This window comes from Methylobacterium terricola, assembly GCF_006151805.1.
In the GTDB taxonomy this organism is placed as follows: domain Bacteria; phylum Pseudomonadota; class Alphaproteobacteria; order Rhizobiales; family Beijerinckiaceae; genus Methylobacterium; species Methylobacterium terricola.
In genome coordinates this window covers 34,411-47,310 of record NZ_VDDA01000034.1, presented here as the reverse complement: position 1 = coordinate 47,310, position 12,900 = coordinate 34,411, and the positions used below count along the sequence as shown (strand labels likewise).

Sequence of the window (12,900 nt, the reverse complement as noted above, 5' to 3'; positions counted from 1 at the left end):
TCCGTCAGGTCACTCGGATAGCGACGGCCGTCGTCCTTGTAGAGATCGCGATCCGCCTGCGTCCACATCGGCTCCTCCTGCCAACGACAACGCGCGACTGGCTCAATCAGTCAAACAGGCTCTGAGAGGGGCTCACTCGTCTTCGGGGCGTTCCGGCAGCGGCGTGCTGCGAGGCCTCACCCGCGCTCCAGCGGCCTCATCACCGCGTAGAGCGCGCTCTTTACCTCGAAGCCGATGCCGGGCACGTCCGGCATCGCGACCCGGCTGTCCCGCACCGGCACCGCATCGGCGAAGCCGCCGAAGGGGGCGAAGACGTCCGGGTAGCTCTCGTTGCCGCCGAGACCCAGGCCCACCGCGATGTTGAGGGCAAACTGGTGGCCGCCATGGGGCACGCAGCGGCGCGGCGACCAGCCATGGGCGCGCAAGACCTCGAGGGTGCGCAGGTACTCGACCAGCCCGTAGGACAGGGCGGGGTCGAACTGGAGGATGTCCCGGTCCGGCCTTAAGCCGCCGTGGCGGATCAGGTTGCGGGCGTCCTGATGCGAGAACAGGTTCTCGCCGGTGGCGAGCACGCCGTCATAGGTCGTGGCGAGCGCCGCATGCGCCAGGTAGTCGAGGGGATCGACCGGCTCCTCGTACCAGCGCAGGCCGAACGGGGCGACCGCCCGGCCGAAGCGGATCGCCTCCTCCAGGGTGAAGCGGCCGTTGACGTCGACGCAGAGCCGGCCGCCGTCGCCGCCCAGCACCCCCAGCACCGCCTCGATCCGCGCCACGTCCTCCGCGAGCGGCACCAGCCCGACCTTCATCTTCACGGTGCTGTAGCCGCGGTCGAGGTAGGAGCGCATCTCGTCCTTGAGCGCGTCGAGGCCCTTGCCCGGATAATAGTAGCCGCCGGCGGCATAGACCCAGGCGGTCGGGTCGGCCTCCCCGCCGCGGTAGCGGTCGGCGAGGAGCCGCCAGAGCGGCACGCCCTTGGCCTTCGCGAGCGCGTCCCAGAGCGCCATGTCGAGGACGCCGACCGCCACCGAGCGTTCGCCGTGGCCGCCGGGCTTCTCGTTGCGCATCATCGCCGCCCAGGCCCGGTGGGGGTCGATCAGGCCGTCCTCGCCCTGGAGATCGTCCGGGGCGGCGGCGAGCAGGCGCGGGATGAAGCGCTCGCGCAACAGCCCTTGCGGCGCGTAGCGGCCGTTCGAGTTGAAGCCGAAACCGACGACCGGGCGGCCGTCGACCACCTGATCGGTCACCACCGCGACCACGCTCGCCGTCATGGTCGAGAAGTCGATCCAGGCGTTGGCGATGTCCGACTTGATCGGCGCGACGATGTCGCGGATGGCGGTGATGCGCATGGAAGGATCCTGGCGAGTGCGATCGCCTCGTCTCGTAGGGGCCGGGGCCGGCGCTGACAAATGCGACGTGCGCGCGAGGTGTCGGCGCCGGGATCCCGGTGCCCCGGTCTCAGCGGGCGGTGCCGTTCTTCTGCGAGCCGGGGCCGGTGCCAGGGGCGCCGCTGCCCGTCGGGCCGTCGCGCTGCACGGTGGGGCCCGCGCCCATGTTGCCGCCGCTCGATCCCTGCGAGCCCGTCGAGCCCATGCTGCCGGGGTTGTTGCCGCCGATGCCGGTGCCTGGAGGCTGGCTCGACATGCCGGAGCCGGTATTGCCGCTCGACGGCGCGGCGACGCCCGAGCCGTTGTTGATGCCCTGGGCGGCGGCGAAGGTCGCAGTGCCGGCAACGAGCGCGAGGGCGAGGAGGGAGGTGCGGATCGGCATGGGGCGCGTCATGGGTCTGTCCGGTCGGGAATCGGACCGGGGCAACGGCAGGACCGGACCGGCGTTCCCCTCGGGCCGCTGCGGCGCGTGCGCGCGACCGTGGCGGACCGGCCGCGGACCCACGGGCGAAACCGGCCGGCGGATGAAATCCTTGGCAATCCGTCTCCTCGGCATGCAGATTGGGCGATCTGTCGTCCCGCCGGCGTCGTCCGGCTGTCATGGGACGGCGGTTATCGCCACCCGCCAGAAGGTGGCGCGGATCTTGATAGGGAGCGCGCGGGGTCCGGTCCCGGCCCGTCCTCGTGCGAAGGAGTCGTCATGCAGGTGTTCCTGGCCGCCCTCGGGCTCATCGTCGTCCTGGTCGCCGTCGGCGTGTTCGGTCACCACCCCGACCAGCGCGACCTGCCCGACACGCACCGGCGCAGCTGAGGGATCGAGGGCCGGTTTCCGGAGCGGCGCAACGGCCGCTCCCCTGCCGCGTTGGACCCTGCGCACGGCCCCGCCTCGGGCCGCGACGCTCATCCTCCTGCGACAGGAGCCCAGCATGCCCGCATCGCGTTCGCTCACCCGCGCGCTCCTCCTCGGTGCGCTCGTTTCAGCCGGCGGCCTCGCCTCGATCCGGGCCCACGCCCAGCCTCTGCCCGACCAGACCGGGACCGGCGGCGGGCCGCGCTCCACCATCACGGCGCCGAACACCAGCTCGGTCGGCCAAGTCATGCCGCGTCCGGGCCAGCCCGACGCGCGAATCGAGCGCCGCATCGACGACCGTACGCGCATGGAGCGCACCGACGACCGGATCGACAGCGGCATCTGCGTCGGTTGCGGGCGCTGAAGGATCCTCAGCCCAGCATTTCCGCCAGCCGCGCCCGGGCGCGGTTGATCCGGCTCTTGACGGTGCCGACCCGGCACTCCATCGCCATCGCGATATCCTCGTAGGAGAGGTCGTGGACGGCCGAGAGCAGCAGCGCCTCACGCTGATCCGGCACCAGGCGATCGAGGGCGGATTGCACGTCGCGCAGGTCGAGATTGCCGTCCTGGGCCGGCAGGGAGACGAGGCTCGCGGCGAACAGCCCGTCGGGGTCGCCGACCTCGCGCGCCCGCTTCTGGTACTCGGAATAGAAGCAGTTGCGCAGGATGGTGTAGAGCCAGGCCGAGAGATGCGTGCCGGGCGTGAACCGGTCCTGCGCCGCCAAGGCCTTCAGCAGGGTCTCCTGCACCAGGTCGTCGGCGCGGGCGTGGTTGTTGCACAGGGTCAGGGCCCGGCGCCGCAGCCGCGGCACCTCCGCGATGAGGCCATGGCGGAACGCTTCCGCGGGGGCGGCGTCGAGGCCGGCGAGCGCCGCGACGAGGCGGGCGACGAGATCCTCCAGCCGCCCGCAGGGCGGCGACGCCGCATCGTCGTAGGCGGCGCGCAGGCTCGCGCCGAGATGGGCCTGGATGCCGGCGGGCAGGGCCGGGGCTGAGGCCCGCTCCGGATCGTCCGCCTCCGGGTCTTTCATGATCAGCGACGGCATCGCGCGGTCTCCGGTGACCGGCGCTTAAGGCACGTCGCGGCGTACCATGACAATGATCCGGTCGTACTAGTTCTTATGAGGCCCTGGACCTGCCCGTGTCGCGATCCAGTCCTCGCCCGTCCGGTCCCGGCTCGTCCGGCTCTCGCCCGCCCAGGCCCCGCACCAGCGGCAGGGCTGCCGCGCAGGCCGCCGCCATCACCCAGAACGCCCCCGCACCGAGGCGATCGTAGAGCGGGCCCGCCGCGAGCGTCGCGAGCGTGGTGGCGAGCCCCAGGCCGAGGGTGCCGTAGAGGGTCTGGGCTGTCGCCGCGAGGCCGGGCGGCACCGTCCGCGCGAGGATCCGCATCGCCGCGAGATGCAGGAGTGCGAAGGTCAGCCCGTGCAGGGCCTGGATGGCGACGAGGGCCGGCAGGGCGACGGTGAGCGCCGCCGCCGACCAGCGCAGGATGCCGGCGCCCGCCGCCAGCGCCAGGGCGCCGCCGGGGCCGATTCGGGCGAGGAGCGGCGGACCGAGGACGAGGAAGACCAGCACCTCCGCCGCCACCGCCTCGGCCCAGAGCAGGCTCACGGTCATGGCGCCCAAGCCCGCCCCGCGCCAGCGGATCACCGCGAAGGCGTCGTGGACGGCGTGGCTGCCGATCACCAGGGCGGCGACCGCAACGAGGCGCAGGAACGGGCGCGAGCGCAGCAGCATCCCGGCCCCGGCGGTGGCCGGCGTCCCGGCATCGCCCGTCGTGGCCGTCGGCAGCCGCAGGCTCGCCCCCGCCAGCGCCGCGAAGGCGAGGGCGCCGGCCACCGGCAGGGCCGAGAGCCCGAGGAGGGCCACGGCCTGCCCGGCCGCCAGGGTGCCGGCGATGAAGGCCGCCGAGCCGGCGCCGCGCACGGTGCCGTAGGCGAAGCGGCAGGCCGCCGCGGCCGGCAGCGCCAGGGCATCGGCGAGCGGCGCCAGCGGGGCTGTGGCGGCGGCATGGGCGAGGCCCGCCAGCAGCAGCCCGGCGAAGCCGTGGCCGGCGAGATAGAGAAGGGCGCTCGAGGCCGAGAGGGCAGCGAAGACCGCGAGCACGCCCCGGCCGGCGGCGAGCCGGTCGGCGATCAGGCCCGCGAACGGACCGGCGGCGAGGCGGATGCCGGTGCCGGCGGCGAGCACCAGCCCGACCTCGGTCGGCGAGAGCCCGCGCTGGTTGAGCAGCGCGGGCAGGAACGGCGTGGTCAGGCCGTAGCCGGCATAGAGCGCGGCATAGACGAGGAGGAAGCGCGGCAGCGCGGCGGGCATGCCGCGCGCCTCGGGCGTACTGTCCTCGGGCGCGTCAGAGCAGGCCGGCCCCGTGCGGGTGGTCCCGCGGCGGCTCGACCGTGACGACGGCCCCGAGAGCCAGGATGAGGGCGCCGGCGGCGCAGAAGGCGAGGGAGAGGGCTGCGATGATCATGGGCGGGATCTTCGCGATTCCGTGCTTAACGCGAGCTTGCCGAACGGGGTGAAGAAGGGGAAAACCCCGGCATCCACAACGTGCAGGCCGGCCGGTGCGGACGCGCCGCCACGGTCACGCAAACGCCATCATCGGGACAACGGCCGTCGCCGTGGCGAGGGCCGTCATCAGGAGAGGAACGCCCGTGGAGTACCGCACGCTCGGCCGATCCGGCCTTAAGGTCTCACAACTCTGCCTCGGCACCATGATGTTCGGCGGGCCGACCCCCGACGACGAGGCCGCGCGCATCGTGGCCGATGCCCGCGATCGGGGCATCAACTTCATCGACACCGCGAACGCCTATACCGAGGGGCGCTCGGAGGAGGTGGTGGGCCGGGCCATCGCCCGCGACCGCGACGCCTGGGTGCTCGCCACCAAGGTGGCGAACGCGATGGGCCCTGGCCCGAACGACCGCGGCCTGTCGCGCGCCCACATCGTCCAGGCCTGCGAGGCCAGCCTGCGGCGGCTGAACACCGACCGGATCGACCTGTACTACCTCCATAAGGAGGACCACGAGACCCCGCTCTCCGAGACCGTGCGGGCGATGGCCGACCTGATCCGGGCCGGCAAGGTGCGGTATTTCGGGGTCTCGAACCACCGCGCCTGGCGGGTCGCCGAGATCTGCCGCCTCTGCGACGAGCACGGCATCGACCGGCCGGCGGCGAGCCAGCCCTATTACAACGCCCTCAACCGGATGCCGGAGGTCGAGCACCTGCCGGCCTGCGCCCATTACGGCCTGGGCGTCGTGCCCTACTCGCCGCTGGCCCGCGGGGTGCTGACCGCCAAGTACCGCCCCGGCGAGGCCCCGCCCGAGGGCACCCGCGCCGGGCGCGGCGACACCCGCATGATGCAGACCGAGTGGCGGCCCGAGAGCCTGCGCATCGCCGAGGCGTTCAAGCGCCATGCTGAGGCGAAGGGCGCCTCGGTGATCGACTTCGCGGTGGCCTGGGTGCTCAACAACCGCGCCGTGACGGCGGTGATCGCCGGCCCCCGCACCTTCGCGCAGTGGCAGGCTTACGCCGGGGCGCTGGCCTACCGCTTCACCCCCGAGGACGAGGCCCTGGTCGACGGCCTGGTGCCGGCGGGCCATCCCTCGACGCCGGGCTATACCGACCCGGCCTATCCGCTCGAGGGACGAACCACCTGGACGGCGGCCCGCGACTGAGCCACGCTCTCCGGCGTCAGGCTAACGGCGTTATCGATGTGGATGACGCCGGTCGGATGGCGATTTCCTCTTGGAACGCGCCGCGCACGGCTTAGTTGTTGACGCTATGTGCCCAGGCATGTCCACTGTTCGACCCTGGGAGACGGGTTGCAGACCGGAGGAGACCGATGGCGACCAAGACCACCAAGAAGGCCGAGACGAAAGCCGAGCCCGACGCCGCCCCCAAGGACGCTCCGAAGGCCAAGGCCGCCCCGAAGGCGGCGGCCAAGGACGACGGCAAGGATGAGGGCAAGGACGCCGCCAAGGGCAAGAAGGTCGCGGCGCCGAAATCCGGCGACAAGCCGAACGCCCTGCAGAAGCCGCTGCAGCCGACGCCCGAGCTCGGTGCCATCGTGGGCGACAAGCCGATCCCGCGCGGCGAGGTGGTGAGCAAGGTGTGGGACTACATCCGCAAGCACTCGCTCCAGAATCCCGAGAACAAGCGCGAGATCCTGGCCGACGAGAACCTCAAGAAGGTCTTCGGCAAGGACAAGGCGACGATGTTCGAGATGAACAAGTACCTCGCCCAGCACCTGAAGTAGGGCGACCTTCCGAAGTCGGGCGATCTGCCTCCTCCCGTCCGGATGGCCGCGCGATGCGGCCATCCGTCCCCCTGCGCGTCCGGCAGACGGGCGGGGCGCAGCCTTGGGCGACGACGCACCCGCGCGGGCGGGGCCGGCCCGCCGCCTCATCCTCGCCGCACGCATGACCCGGGGCCCTCGTGGCCGACCGGATGACCGCCGATGACCCAGCCCCGCGACCCGGACGCGGCCGGCCGCCGACGGGCGCTTGCGGCGATGCTGTTCCTTATCGTCCTGGTGGTCGGCGGCGTCTGGCTTGCCAACACCTTGCGCCGCGAGGCGGCCCGCGAGGATTGCCTGGCGAGCGGCCGGCGGGACTGCGCGGTCATACGGCCGGAGCCGTAGAGCGGCGTTAGAAGCGGAGCGTTCGCGCGAGGCGCGGACCCCGGCGGTACGAGGCGCCTGGCATCTCCGCTGTCCCCGACTTGCCGCGAACCGCCTTCCGCTGACGCTCCAGGCGCGCGGGCCCGTGCCGAGCCCTGACGGGGTTGGGGCGTCCTTGACTTGCAGCGGCGGGGCGGCGCCTGCCGATCGACCCCGTGCTCCGCCTCGCGGGTCGGGTCGCCTCGACCGAGATCCTGTCCCGATCCAGGATCCCGCTCCGGCCGAGACCTGTCAGCGCGGGACCCGCAGCCCGCTCGCCACGGAGCCGGCCAGGGCCAGGCCGCTCGCCAGCCACAGCACGGTCGTGGTCCCGTGCGCGTGCAGGGCGCCGAAGATCACCGCCACCACGGCGGCGCCGAGGGACTGGCCGAGGAGCCGGGCCGTCGATTGCATGCCGCTGGCGCCGCCGCTGCGCTCCCGCGGGGCGCTGGTGATGATCATCTTGTTGTTGGGCGACTGGAACAGCCCGAAGCCGAGGCCGCACAGGGTCAGCCGCCAGGCGATGGCCAGCGGCGAGGGGTCCGCCGGCAGGGACGCCATCAGGGCGAGGCCGGCCGACAGCGCGACGAGGCCGATGCCGCCGAGCAGCCCCGGGGGGTAGCGGTCGGCCATCCGCCCGGCGAAGGGCGCGATCACCGCGATGGCGATCGGCCAGGGCGTCATCAAGAGGCCGGTCTGGGTGCTCGTGAGGTGCAGCACGTCCTGGAAGTAGAACGGCAGCGCCACGTAGGCCATCATCTGGGCCGAGAACGAGCAGACCGAGCTCACCATCGACAGCGCGAAGACCCGGATGCGCAGGAGGTCGATCGGCAGGAGCGGGGCCGGGAGGCGGACCTGCATCCACACGAAGGCGGTGCCGACGAGCCCGGCCGCCGCCAGCAGGGCCATCGCCGTGCCCCGCCGCTCCGGCTCGCCGAGCCCGTCGACGCCGGTGATGAGCAGGCAGAACACCAGGGCGTTGAGGAGCGCGCTTAGACCGTCGAACCGGGCGCCGCTGCGATGGGTGACCGGCAGCGTCCGGGTCGCGAGGGTCAGCGCCACCAGGCCGAGCGGCACGTTGACGAGGAACAGCCACGGCCAGCTCGCCACCGACAGGACCGCCGCCGCGACGCTCGGTCCCGCCGCCGAGGCGATCGCCACGATCAGCGCCATCGTGCCGACGCCGCGCCCGATCATCCGGTGCGGGTAGATGAAGCGTACCAGCGCGATGTTGACGCTCATGATCCCGGCCGCGCCGAGCCCCTGGACGATGCGGGCCGCGACCAGCACCGGCAGGGAGCCGGCGAATGCGCAGGCGAGCGATGCGGCGGTGAACAGGGCGAGCCCGGTGCAGTAGACCCGCTTGTAGCCGAGAATGTCGCCGAGGGACGACAGCGGCAGCAGCGCGGCGGTGACCGCGAGCTGGTAGCCGTTGGTGACGAAGATCGCGGCGCCGGGGCTGACCTCGAGATCCTTGGCCATCACCGGCAGGGCGACGTTGACGATGGCGCCGTCGAGCACCGCCATCGACATGGCGATGCCGACCGCCAGCATCGCCCACAGCCTCTCCCGGCCCGGCAGGCCGTCGGCCACCTCCGCCGCCACCGGCCCCGCCGCTCCCGTCATCGCTTTTCACGCTCCTCGTCGTCGGAGCCGTAGCCCAAAGCCGCGCTCGCCACACCTGCCGCCGGCCTCATCCCGGCCCTGCGCGGGAGGCGGAGATGAGGCGGTGTTCCGGTCGCAGGCAGGCGTGTTGACAGGCGCGGCGAGAGGCGTAAGGAGCCCGCCGTGGCCCGGGGCGCAGCCTGCGCCCCGCCACGCTCATCCAGGATCCGTCAACCCCATGCCGAGCGACAGTCACAGTCGATCGCCTGCGCCGTTCGCGCCGGCCGCTTCTCGCAGGGACGCCTGACGGCGCACCCTCGGGGCCGGCCGCGCGGACGGCCCCCCCCGAGAGGTGCCCCATGACCTTCACCGTCCTGCCCTTCGCGCCGAAGGGCGCGGCCGTTCGCCCCGCCGCTTGCCCGAAGCCCGTCCTGCGCGCCACCTGGTCGCTCGACCCGGAGACCGGCCGGCCGGTCTGCCATTGGAGCGCGGGGGAGACCGACGCTCCAACCCGTTGCCCGATCCCGCGCCGGCAGGCCGCGTGAGCCGCCCCGAGCCCTCCCCCTTCTGCGGGGAGGGGGCTCGCACGGGCGCCGTAGGTCGTTCGCAAACGAAGAAAGGGCGCGGCTCGCGCCGCGCCCCCTGTCCCGCTATCGCTCAGGCTCAGAACCGGTAGGTGAAGGTCCCCTTCACCGCGTGGTCCTCGGCCCGCGAGCCCATCTGGCCGGTATACGACACGCCCAGCGTCGCCGCCGCCGACACCCGCAGGTCGATGCCCGCCGAGGCGATCAGCGCGTCCCGGGTGATCGGGATCCCCGCCGTCACGAAGCTCGGCCCCGTGCCGAAGGCCAGCAGCGCCGTCGGGATCACGTCCCCGAACGCCCGCCGGTAGCCCACCAGCCCGTGCAGCGACACCGGCGCGCCGACACCCAGATCGAGTTCGGTCTGGCCGCGGACACCCGCCGTCAGCGTCGGGATCTCGGACAGCCGCGAGGCGCCGCTCAGCGCAGCCACACCGCCCGTCTCGGCGAACCGGTGACGGTCGATGCCGATATAGGCCCCGCCGACGAACGGCTCGATGGACGCGGTGGCGACCGGCGCGGCCTTGCCGAGCACGCCCGCCCCCAGCGCGATCCGGTAGCCGATCTCGCCGAAGCCCTGCACCGTCGAGCCGCCGTAGCGCGCGCTCTCCGTCTCGGAGACCCCGGGGAAGATCACGCTGCGGCGCAGGCGCAGGCTGTTGTCGGCGTAAACCGCACCCAGCCGCAGGGCGAACGGGCCGGCCTCGGTGCCGCCATAGACGCCGCCGAACCCGCTCTCGATCGTGCCGCTCGCGGTCTGGCCCGGCGCGTCGAGGTTGGTGCGGGTGTAGCCGCCGGCGACGCCGACCTTGAACCCGCTCTCCAGCCGGACATCGGCGCCGAGCACGAAGCCGGCGGTGTCGCGGTTGAGGGTGACGGCGTTGCCGTCGCTGCGGGCCTGGCCGAAGCTGCCGAAGCCCTGGCCCCACAGGCCGAACACCCGCGGGTCGAGCACCCGCACCGGCACCGGGGCGACCGGGGCGGCCCGGCCGGGCAGGTCGGCGGTGTAGGTGGCGGGCAGTTTGCCGTAGTCGCGGGTGGCGTCGCCGGACCAGCGCAGGCGGTCGAGGATCGCCTCGCGCACGAAGAAGGCGGTCTCGTAGGCCGCCGAGACCGAGCTGGCGTGGATGTCGCCGGTGAGCGCCTGGAAGGCGGTGACGGCCTCCGGCGTGGTCAGCCCCACCGTGCGGTCGTAGATGCGGGCGCCGGCGCTGGCGCCCTGGACGGCGTTCGCCACGGCGCCCTGGTTGCGGGTCTGGGCGATGGTGGCGAAGGCGACGTCGTTGCGGGTGAGCGTGAGGTCGACCTGCGTCGGCTGATAGCGCAGCGTCGGGGTGAGGAAGGCGAGGTTCGAGGAGACGCCCCCGAAGGTGCCGGAGACGCCGTTATTTGCCGACAGGATGGTGTAGCCGGTGCGCGGGCTGTAGGTGCCGTTTTGCGCCAGCACCTGGACGGTGCCGCCCTGGAGGGTGGCGGAGCCGGTGGCGGCGAGGCGGTCGGACTGGCCGGCCGCGTTGGCCTCGACCTGGAAGGTCGAGCCGGCCGCGAAGGTGGTGTTGCCGGCGACCGTGAGGGTGCCGATCGAGTTGCCGGGAGCCACCGTGGCGCCGCCTTGCGCCACCACGCCGCCGACGGTGCCGGTACCGCCGAGGCGGGCGCCCTGGCCGACCGTGACGACCGAGCCGGCGAGGGAGCCGTCGACCGCAAGGCCGCCGCCGAGCACCGCGGTGGCACCGGTGAAGCTGCTCTGGCCGGTCAGCGTCAGGGTGCCGGCGTTGAGCTTGGTCAGGCGGCCGTTGCCCGCGATGGCGTTGGCCAGGCCGGCGTCGCTCGCCTGGTCGAGGACCAGGCTGGCATCGGTGCGGATCGCCCCGGAGCCGAAGGCCCCGGCGTGGCCCACCAGGGTGCCGCCCGAGACCGTGGTGCCGCCGGCATAGGTGTTGGCGCCGGTGAGCACCAGGGTGCCGGTGCCGGCCTTGGTGAGCGAGCCGGACCCGGCGATGTCGTTGCGCCAGGTGTCGAAGGCCGAGTACCCGCCCTGCGCGGCGTCCATCGTCACGGTGACGTTGCGGTTGAACGCGCCGTAGCCGTCATTCGCCGCGTAGAGGTTGAGCCGGCCCCAGCCGTCATAGGTGTTGCCGCTCAGGACCGGGTAGCCAGAGGGCAGGCCGGTGCTCGCCAGCACCTCGGTCCGCTGTGCGTCGGTGAGGTAGGGGAAGCGGGTGAGCAGCAGCACCTGCGCCTGGAGCGGCACGTCGGCGGCGGTCATCGGCGCCACGGTGCCGCTCGGCTGGAAGCCGTAGGTCAGGCGGGCGGTCCAGTCCGCCTTGTTCTGGGCGGCGTTGCCGAAGGAATCGGTCGTACCGGAGGCCGCGTTGAGGCAGGCGGTGACGCTCGACGCGCCGCAGGCCGACGCGAGATACGCCTGCGTCTGCCGGTAGGCCTGGTAGACCCCGTAGGCGGTCGCGTTCGCCGGGTTGGTCCAGTCGACCCGGTTGCCGCTCGCATCGTAGAGGGCGCCGTAGAGGTTTGTGGCGACGATCGCCGTCGATTCCATCCGGCCGCCCATCACGTCGAAGGGCGAGTGCATGCCGGCCAGGATGCGGTTGTTGCCGAGCTCCGAGGCGCGGGTCAGGAGCTGTTGCGCCCGCTGCGGCACCAGGAAGGCGGTGGCGAGCGCCTGCAGGTAGCCCGAATTGGTGTGGCCGCTCGGATAGGCGCCGTCGGCGTAGGGGTTGGTGCTGTTGATGACCGGCCGCAGCTGCGTCGGCACTGCGACGTCGGTCGAGATCCGGTAGGGCCGCGCCGAGGTGCCGATGCCCGGCACATAATCGCCGACCGAGAAGGTCGCCGGGGTGAATGTGCTGCCGGAGAAGGTGCCGACGTTGGGCACGGTGATCGGCCGGCCGCCATTGGCGTCGATCATCGCTTGGGTCACGGTGAAGCCGCGCACCCATCTGTCCGTCGTGCCGTAGACCGCCGGCACGGTGAAGTTCGACAGGTAGGTCGGCACCACCAGGCCCGCGGTGTCGCGGGTCGAGAGGCCGGCCTTGTTGCTGACCGCGTTATAGTTGCCGAAGCGGGCATCGAGCGGGTTGATGGCCGGGTTGTCGCCCTGGTAGCGCGCGAAGATGCGCTTGGCCGGCTCGGTCGACGAGTTGTTGCGGGCGATGGTGTTGATGAAGTCGACCGCGCCGGCGAGCGGCGTCGCCGTGCCGTTGCCGAAGGTCGTCGTGCCGGCGCTGGCGTCGTTGCCGGTGCGGATGTTGGCCGCGTAGTCGGCCAGCGTCGTGGTGACGTAGGTCGTCGGGGTCAGGCTCGTCGGGGCCGTGCCGGTGAACGAGGCGCCGGCCCCCGTGAGATAGGCCGAGGTCAGGGGTCCGAGGCCGTTGAGGATGCTGTAGGCCTGGCCGGTGCGGTCGTCATGGATCGCCGCCAGGGTCTGCGCGTCGGTCCGCGCCTGCGTCATGGTGATGACGGTCTGGTAATTCCGGGTCAGTGCCGCCGGGTCGCCGGTGAGGAGCCCGGCATAGGAATCGAGCACGCGGTTCATCACCGTGCCCGGATCGACCGAGGTGCTGTTGGCAAAGCCCACCGGCGGCGAGGTCGGCACGCCCTGCGCCCAGGCTGCCTGAACCGCGGCCTCGGCCGGAAAGAGACACGTCGCTGCGAGCAGCGCGACGTTGAGTTTCGATGACATGGCCCCTCACAGAATTCTTCGTCTGTTCGGGGGGCGCCTAGCTTGGCCGTATGACGTGCCGATGACGTTGGGTGAGCGGGGCCATCGGAGAAGCGATGCCGCCCGGGATCGGACCGATC

11 protein-coding genes are annotated in these 12,900 nt (G+C 72.5%); 5 read left to right on the top strand and 6 right to left on the bottom strand.

What is annotated here, in order from left to right; genetic code table 11:
- Positions 1 to 176: 176 nt before the first annotated feature.
- Positions 177 to 1,346 carry an enolase C-terminal domain-like protein gene (locus tag FF100_RS32305; protein WP_139040132.1) on the bottom strand — a complete coding sequence of 390 codons (1,170 nt, stop codon included), beginning with the start codon at positions 1,344 to 1,346 and terminating at the stop codon, positions 177 to 179.
- Positions 1,347 to 1,455: 109 nt separating this feature from the next.
- Positions 1,456 to 1,779 (bottom strand): hypothetical protein, encoded by a 324-nt coding sequence (locus FF100_RS32300; protein WP_139040131.1) that lies wholly within the window; start codon positions 1,777 to 1,779, stop codon positions 1,456 to 1,458.
- 532 nt (positions 1,780 to 2,311) lie between these two features.
- Between FF100_RS32300 and FF100_RS32295 the strand changes: the two genes are divergently transcribed.
- A complete protein-coding gene (locus tag FF100_RS32295) occupies positions 2,312 to 2,599 on the top strand; it encodes a hypothetical protein (RefSeq protein ID WP_246102628.1) in 288 nt (95 codons plus the stop codon).
- Positions 2,600 to 2,606: 7 nt separating this feature from the next.
- On the opposite strand, the gene FF100_RS32290 is transcribed toward FF100_RS32295, so the two are convergent.
- Both FF100_RS32290 and FF100_RS32285 read right to left on the bottom strand, forming a co-directional pair.
- Positions 2,607 to 3,281: a sigma-70 family RNA polymerase sigma factor gene (locus FF100_RS32290; protein WP_246102626.1), complete on the bottom strand. Its 675-nt coding sequence runs from the start codon at positions 3,279 to 3,281 to the stop codon at positions 2,607 to 2,609.
- Positions 3,282 to 3,354: 73 nt separating this feature from the next.
- On the bottom strand, positions 3,355 to 4,554 hold the full coding sequence (locus FF100_RS32285; protein ID WP_139040130.1) for an MFS transporter: 1,200 nt from the start codon (positions 4,552 to 4,554) through the stop codon (positions 3,355 to 3,357).
- A 338-nt stretch (positions 4,555 to 4,892) separates the two neighbouring features.
- On the opposite strand from FF100_RS32285, the gene FF100_RS32280 reads away from it, so the two are divergent.
- The 3 genes from FF100_RS32280 (at position 4,893) to FF100_RS32270 (ending at position 6,877) form a co-directional block, all read left to right on the top strand.
- Positions 4,893 to 5,912, top strand: a complete 1,020-nt coding sequence (locus FF100_RS32280) for an aldo/keto reductase (RefSeq protein WP_139040129.1) — start codon at positions 4,893 to 4,895, stop codon at positions 5,910 to 5,912.
- Between the two features lie 167 nt (positions 5,913 to 6,079).
- Positions 6,080 to 6,493 (top strand): SWIB/MDM2 domain-containing protein, encoded by a 414-nt coding sequence (locus tag FF100_RS32275; protein ID WP_139040128.1) that lies wholly within the window; start codon positions 6,080 to 6,082, stop codon positions 6,491 to 6,493.
- A gap of 201 nt (positions 6,494 to 6,694) precedes the next feature.
- Entirely contained in the window at positions 6,695 to 6,877 is a 183-nt protein-coding gene (locus FF100_RS32270) for a hypothetical protein (RefSeq protein ID WP_139040127.1), read from the top strand.
- Between the two features lie 270 nt (positions 6,878 to 7,147).
- On the opposite strand, the gene FF100_RS32265 is transcribed toward FF100_RS32270, so the two are convergent.
- A complete protein-coding gene (locus FF100_RS32265) occupies positions 7,148 to 8,521 on the bottom strand; it encodes an MFS transporter (protein ID WP_139040126.1) in 1,374 nt (457 codons plus the stop codon).
- A gap of 338 nt (positions 8,522 to 8,859) precedes the next feature.
- Between FF100_RS32265 and FF100_RS32260 the strand changes: the two genes are divergently transcribed.
- The gene (locus FF100_RS32260) at positions 8,860 to 9,045 is read left to right on the top strand and encodes a hypothetical protein (protein WP_139040125.1); all 186 of its coding nucleotides are present in this window, start codon (positions 8,860 to 8,862) and stop codon (positions 9,043 to 9,045) included.
- A 118-nt stretch (positions 9,046 to 9,163) separates the two neighbouring features.
- Here FF100_RS32260 and FF100_RS32255 read toward each other — a convergent pair whose 3' ends face one another.
- Positions 9,164 to 12,781 (bottom strand): autotransporter family protein, encoded by a 3,618-nt coding sequence (locus FF100_RS32255; RefSeq protein ID WP_246102623.1) that lies wholly within the window; start codon positions 12,779 to 12,781, stop codon positions 9,164 to 9,166.
- Positions 12,782 to 12,900: the final 119 nt, after the last annotated feature.

Excerpts from the sequence above, each read along its gene's own strand:
- FF100_RS32305 (WP_139040132.1), bottom strand. The coding sequence starts at position 1,346 with ATGCGCATCACCGCCATCCGCGACATCGTCGCGCCGATCAAGTCGGAC.
- FF100_RS32300 (WP_139040131.1), bottom strand. The coding sequence starts at position 1,779 with ATGACGCGCCCCATGCCGATCCGCACCTCCCTCCTCGCCCTCGCGCTC.
- FF100_RS32295 (WP_246102628.1), top strand. The coding sequence starts at position 2,312 with ATGCCCGCATCGCGTTCGCTCACCCGCGCGCTCCTCCTCGGTGCGCTC.
- FF100_RS32290 (WP_246102626.1), bottom strand. The coding sequence starts at position 3,281 with ATGCCGTCGCTGATCATGAAAGACCCGGAGGCGGACGATCCGGAGCGG.
- FF100_RS32285 (WP_139040130.1), bottom strand. The coding sequence starts at position 4,554 with ATGCCCGCCGCGCTGCCGCGCTTCCTCCTCGTCTATGCCGCGCTCTAT.
- FF100_RS32275 (WP_139040128.1), top strand. The coding sequence starts at position 6,080 with ATGGCGACCAAGACCACCAAGAAGGCCGAGACGAAAGCCGAGCCCGAC.
- FF100_RS32270 (WP_139040127.1), top strand. The coding sequence starts at position 6,695 with ATGACCCAGCCCCGCGACCCGGACGCGGCCGGCCGCCGACGGGCGCTT.
- FF100_RS32265 (WP_139040126.1), bottom strand. The coding sequence starts at position 8,521 with ATGACGGGAGCGGCGGGGCCGGTGGCGGCGGAGGTGGCCGACGGCCTG.
- FF100_RS32260 (WP_139040125.1), top strand. The coding sequence starts at position 8,860 with ATGACCTTCACCGTCCTGCCCTTCGCGCCGAAGGGCGCGGCCGTTCGC.
- FF100_RS32255 (WP_246102623.1), bottom strand. The coding sequence starts at position 12,781 with ATGTCATCGAAACTCAACGTCGCGCTGCTCGCAGCGACGTGTCTCTTT.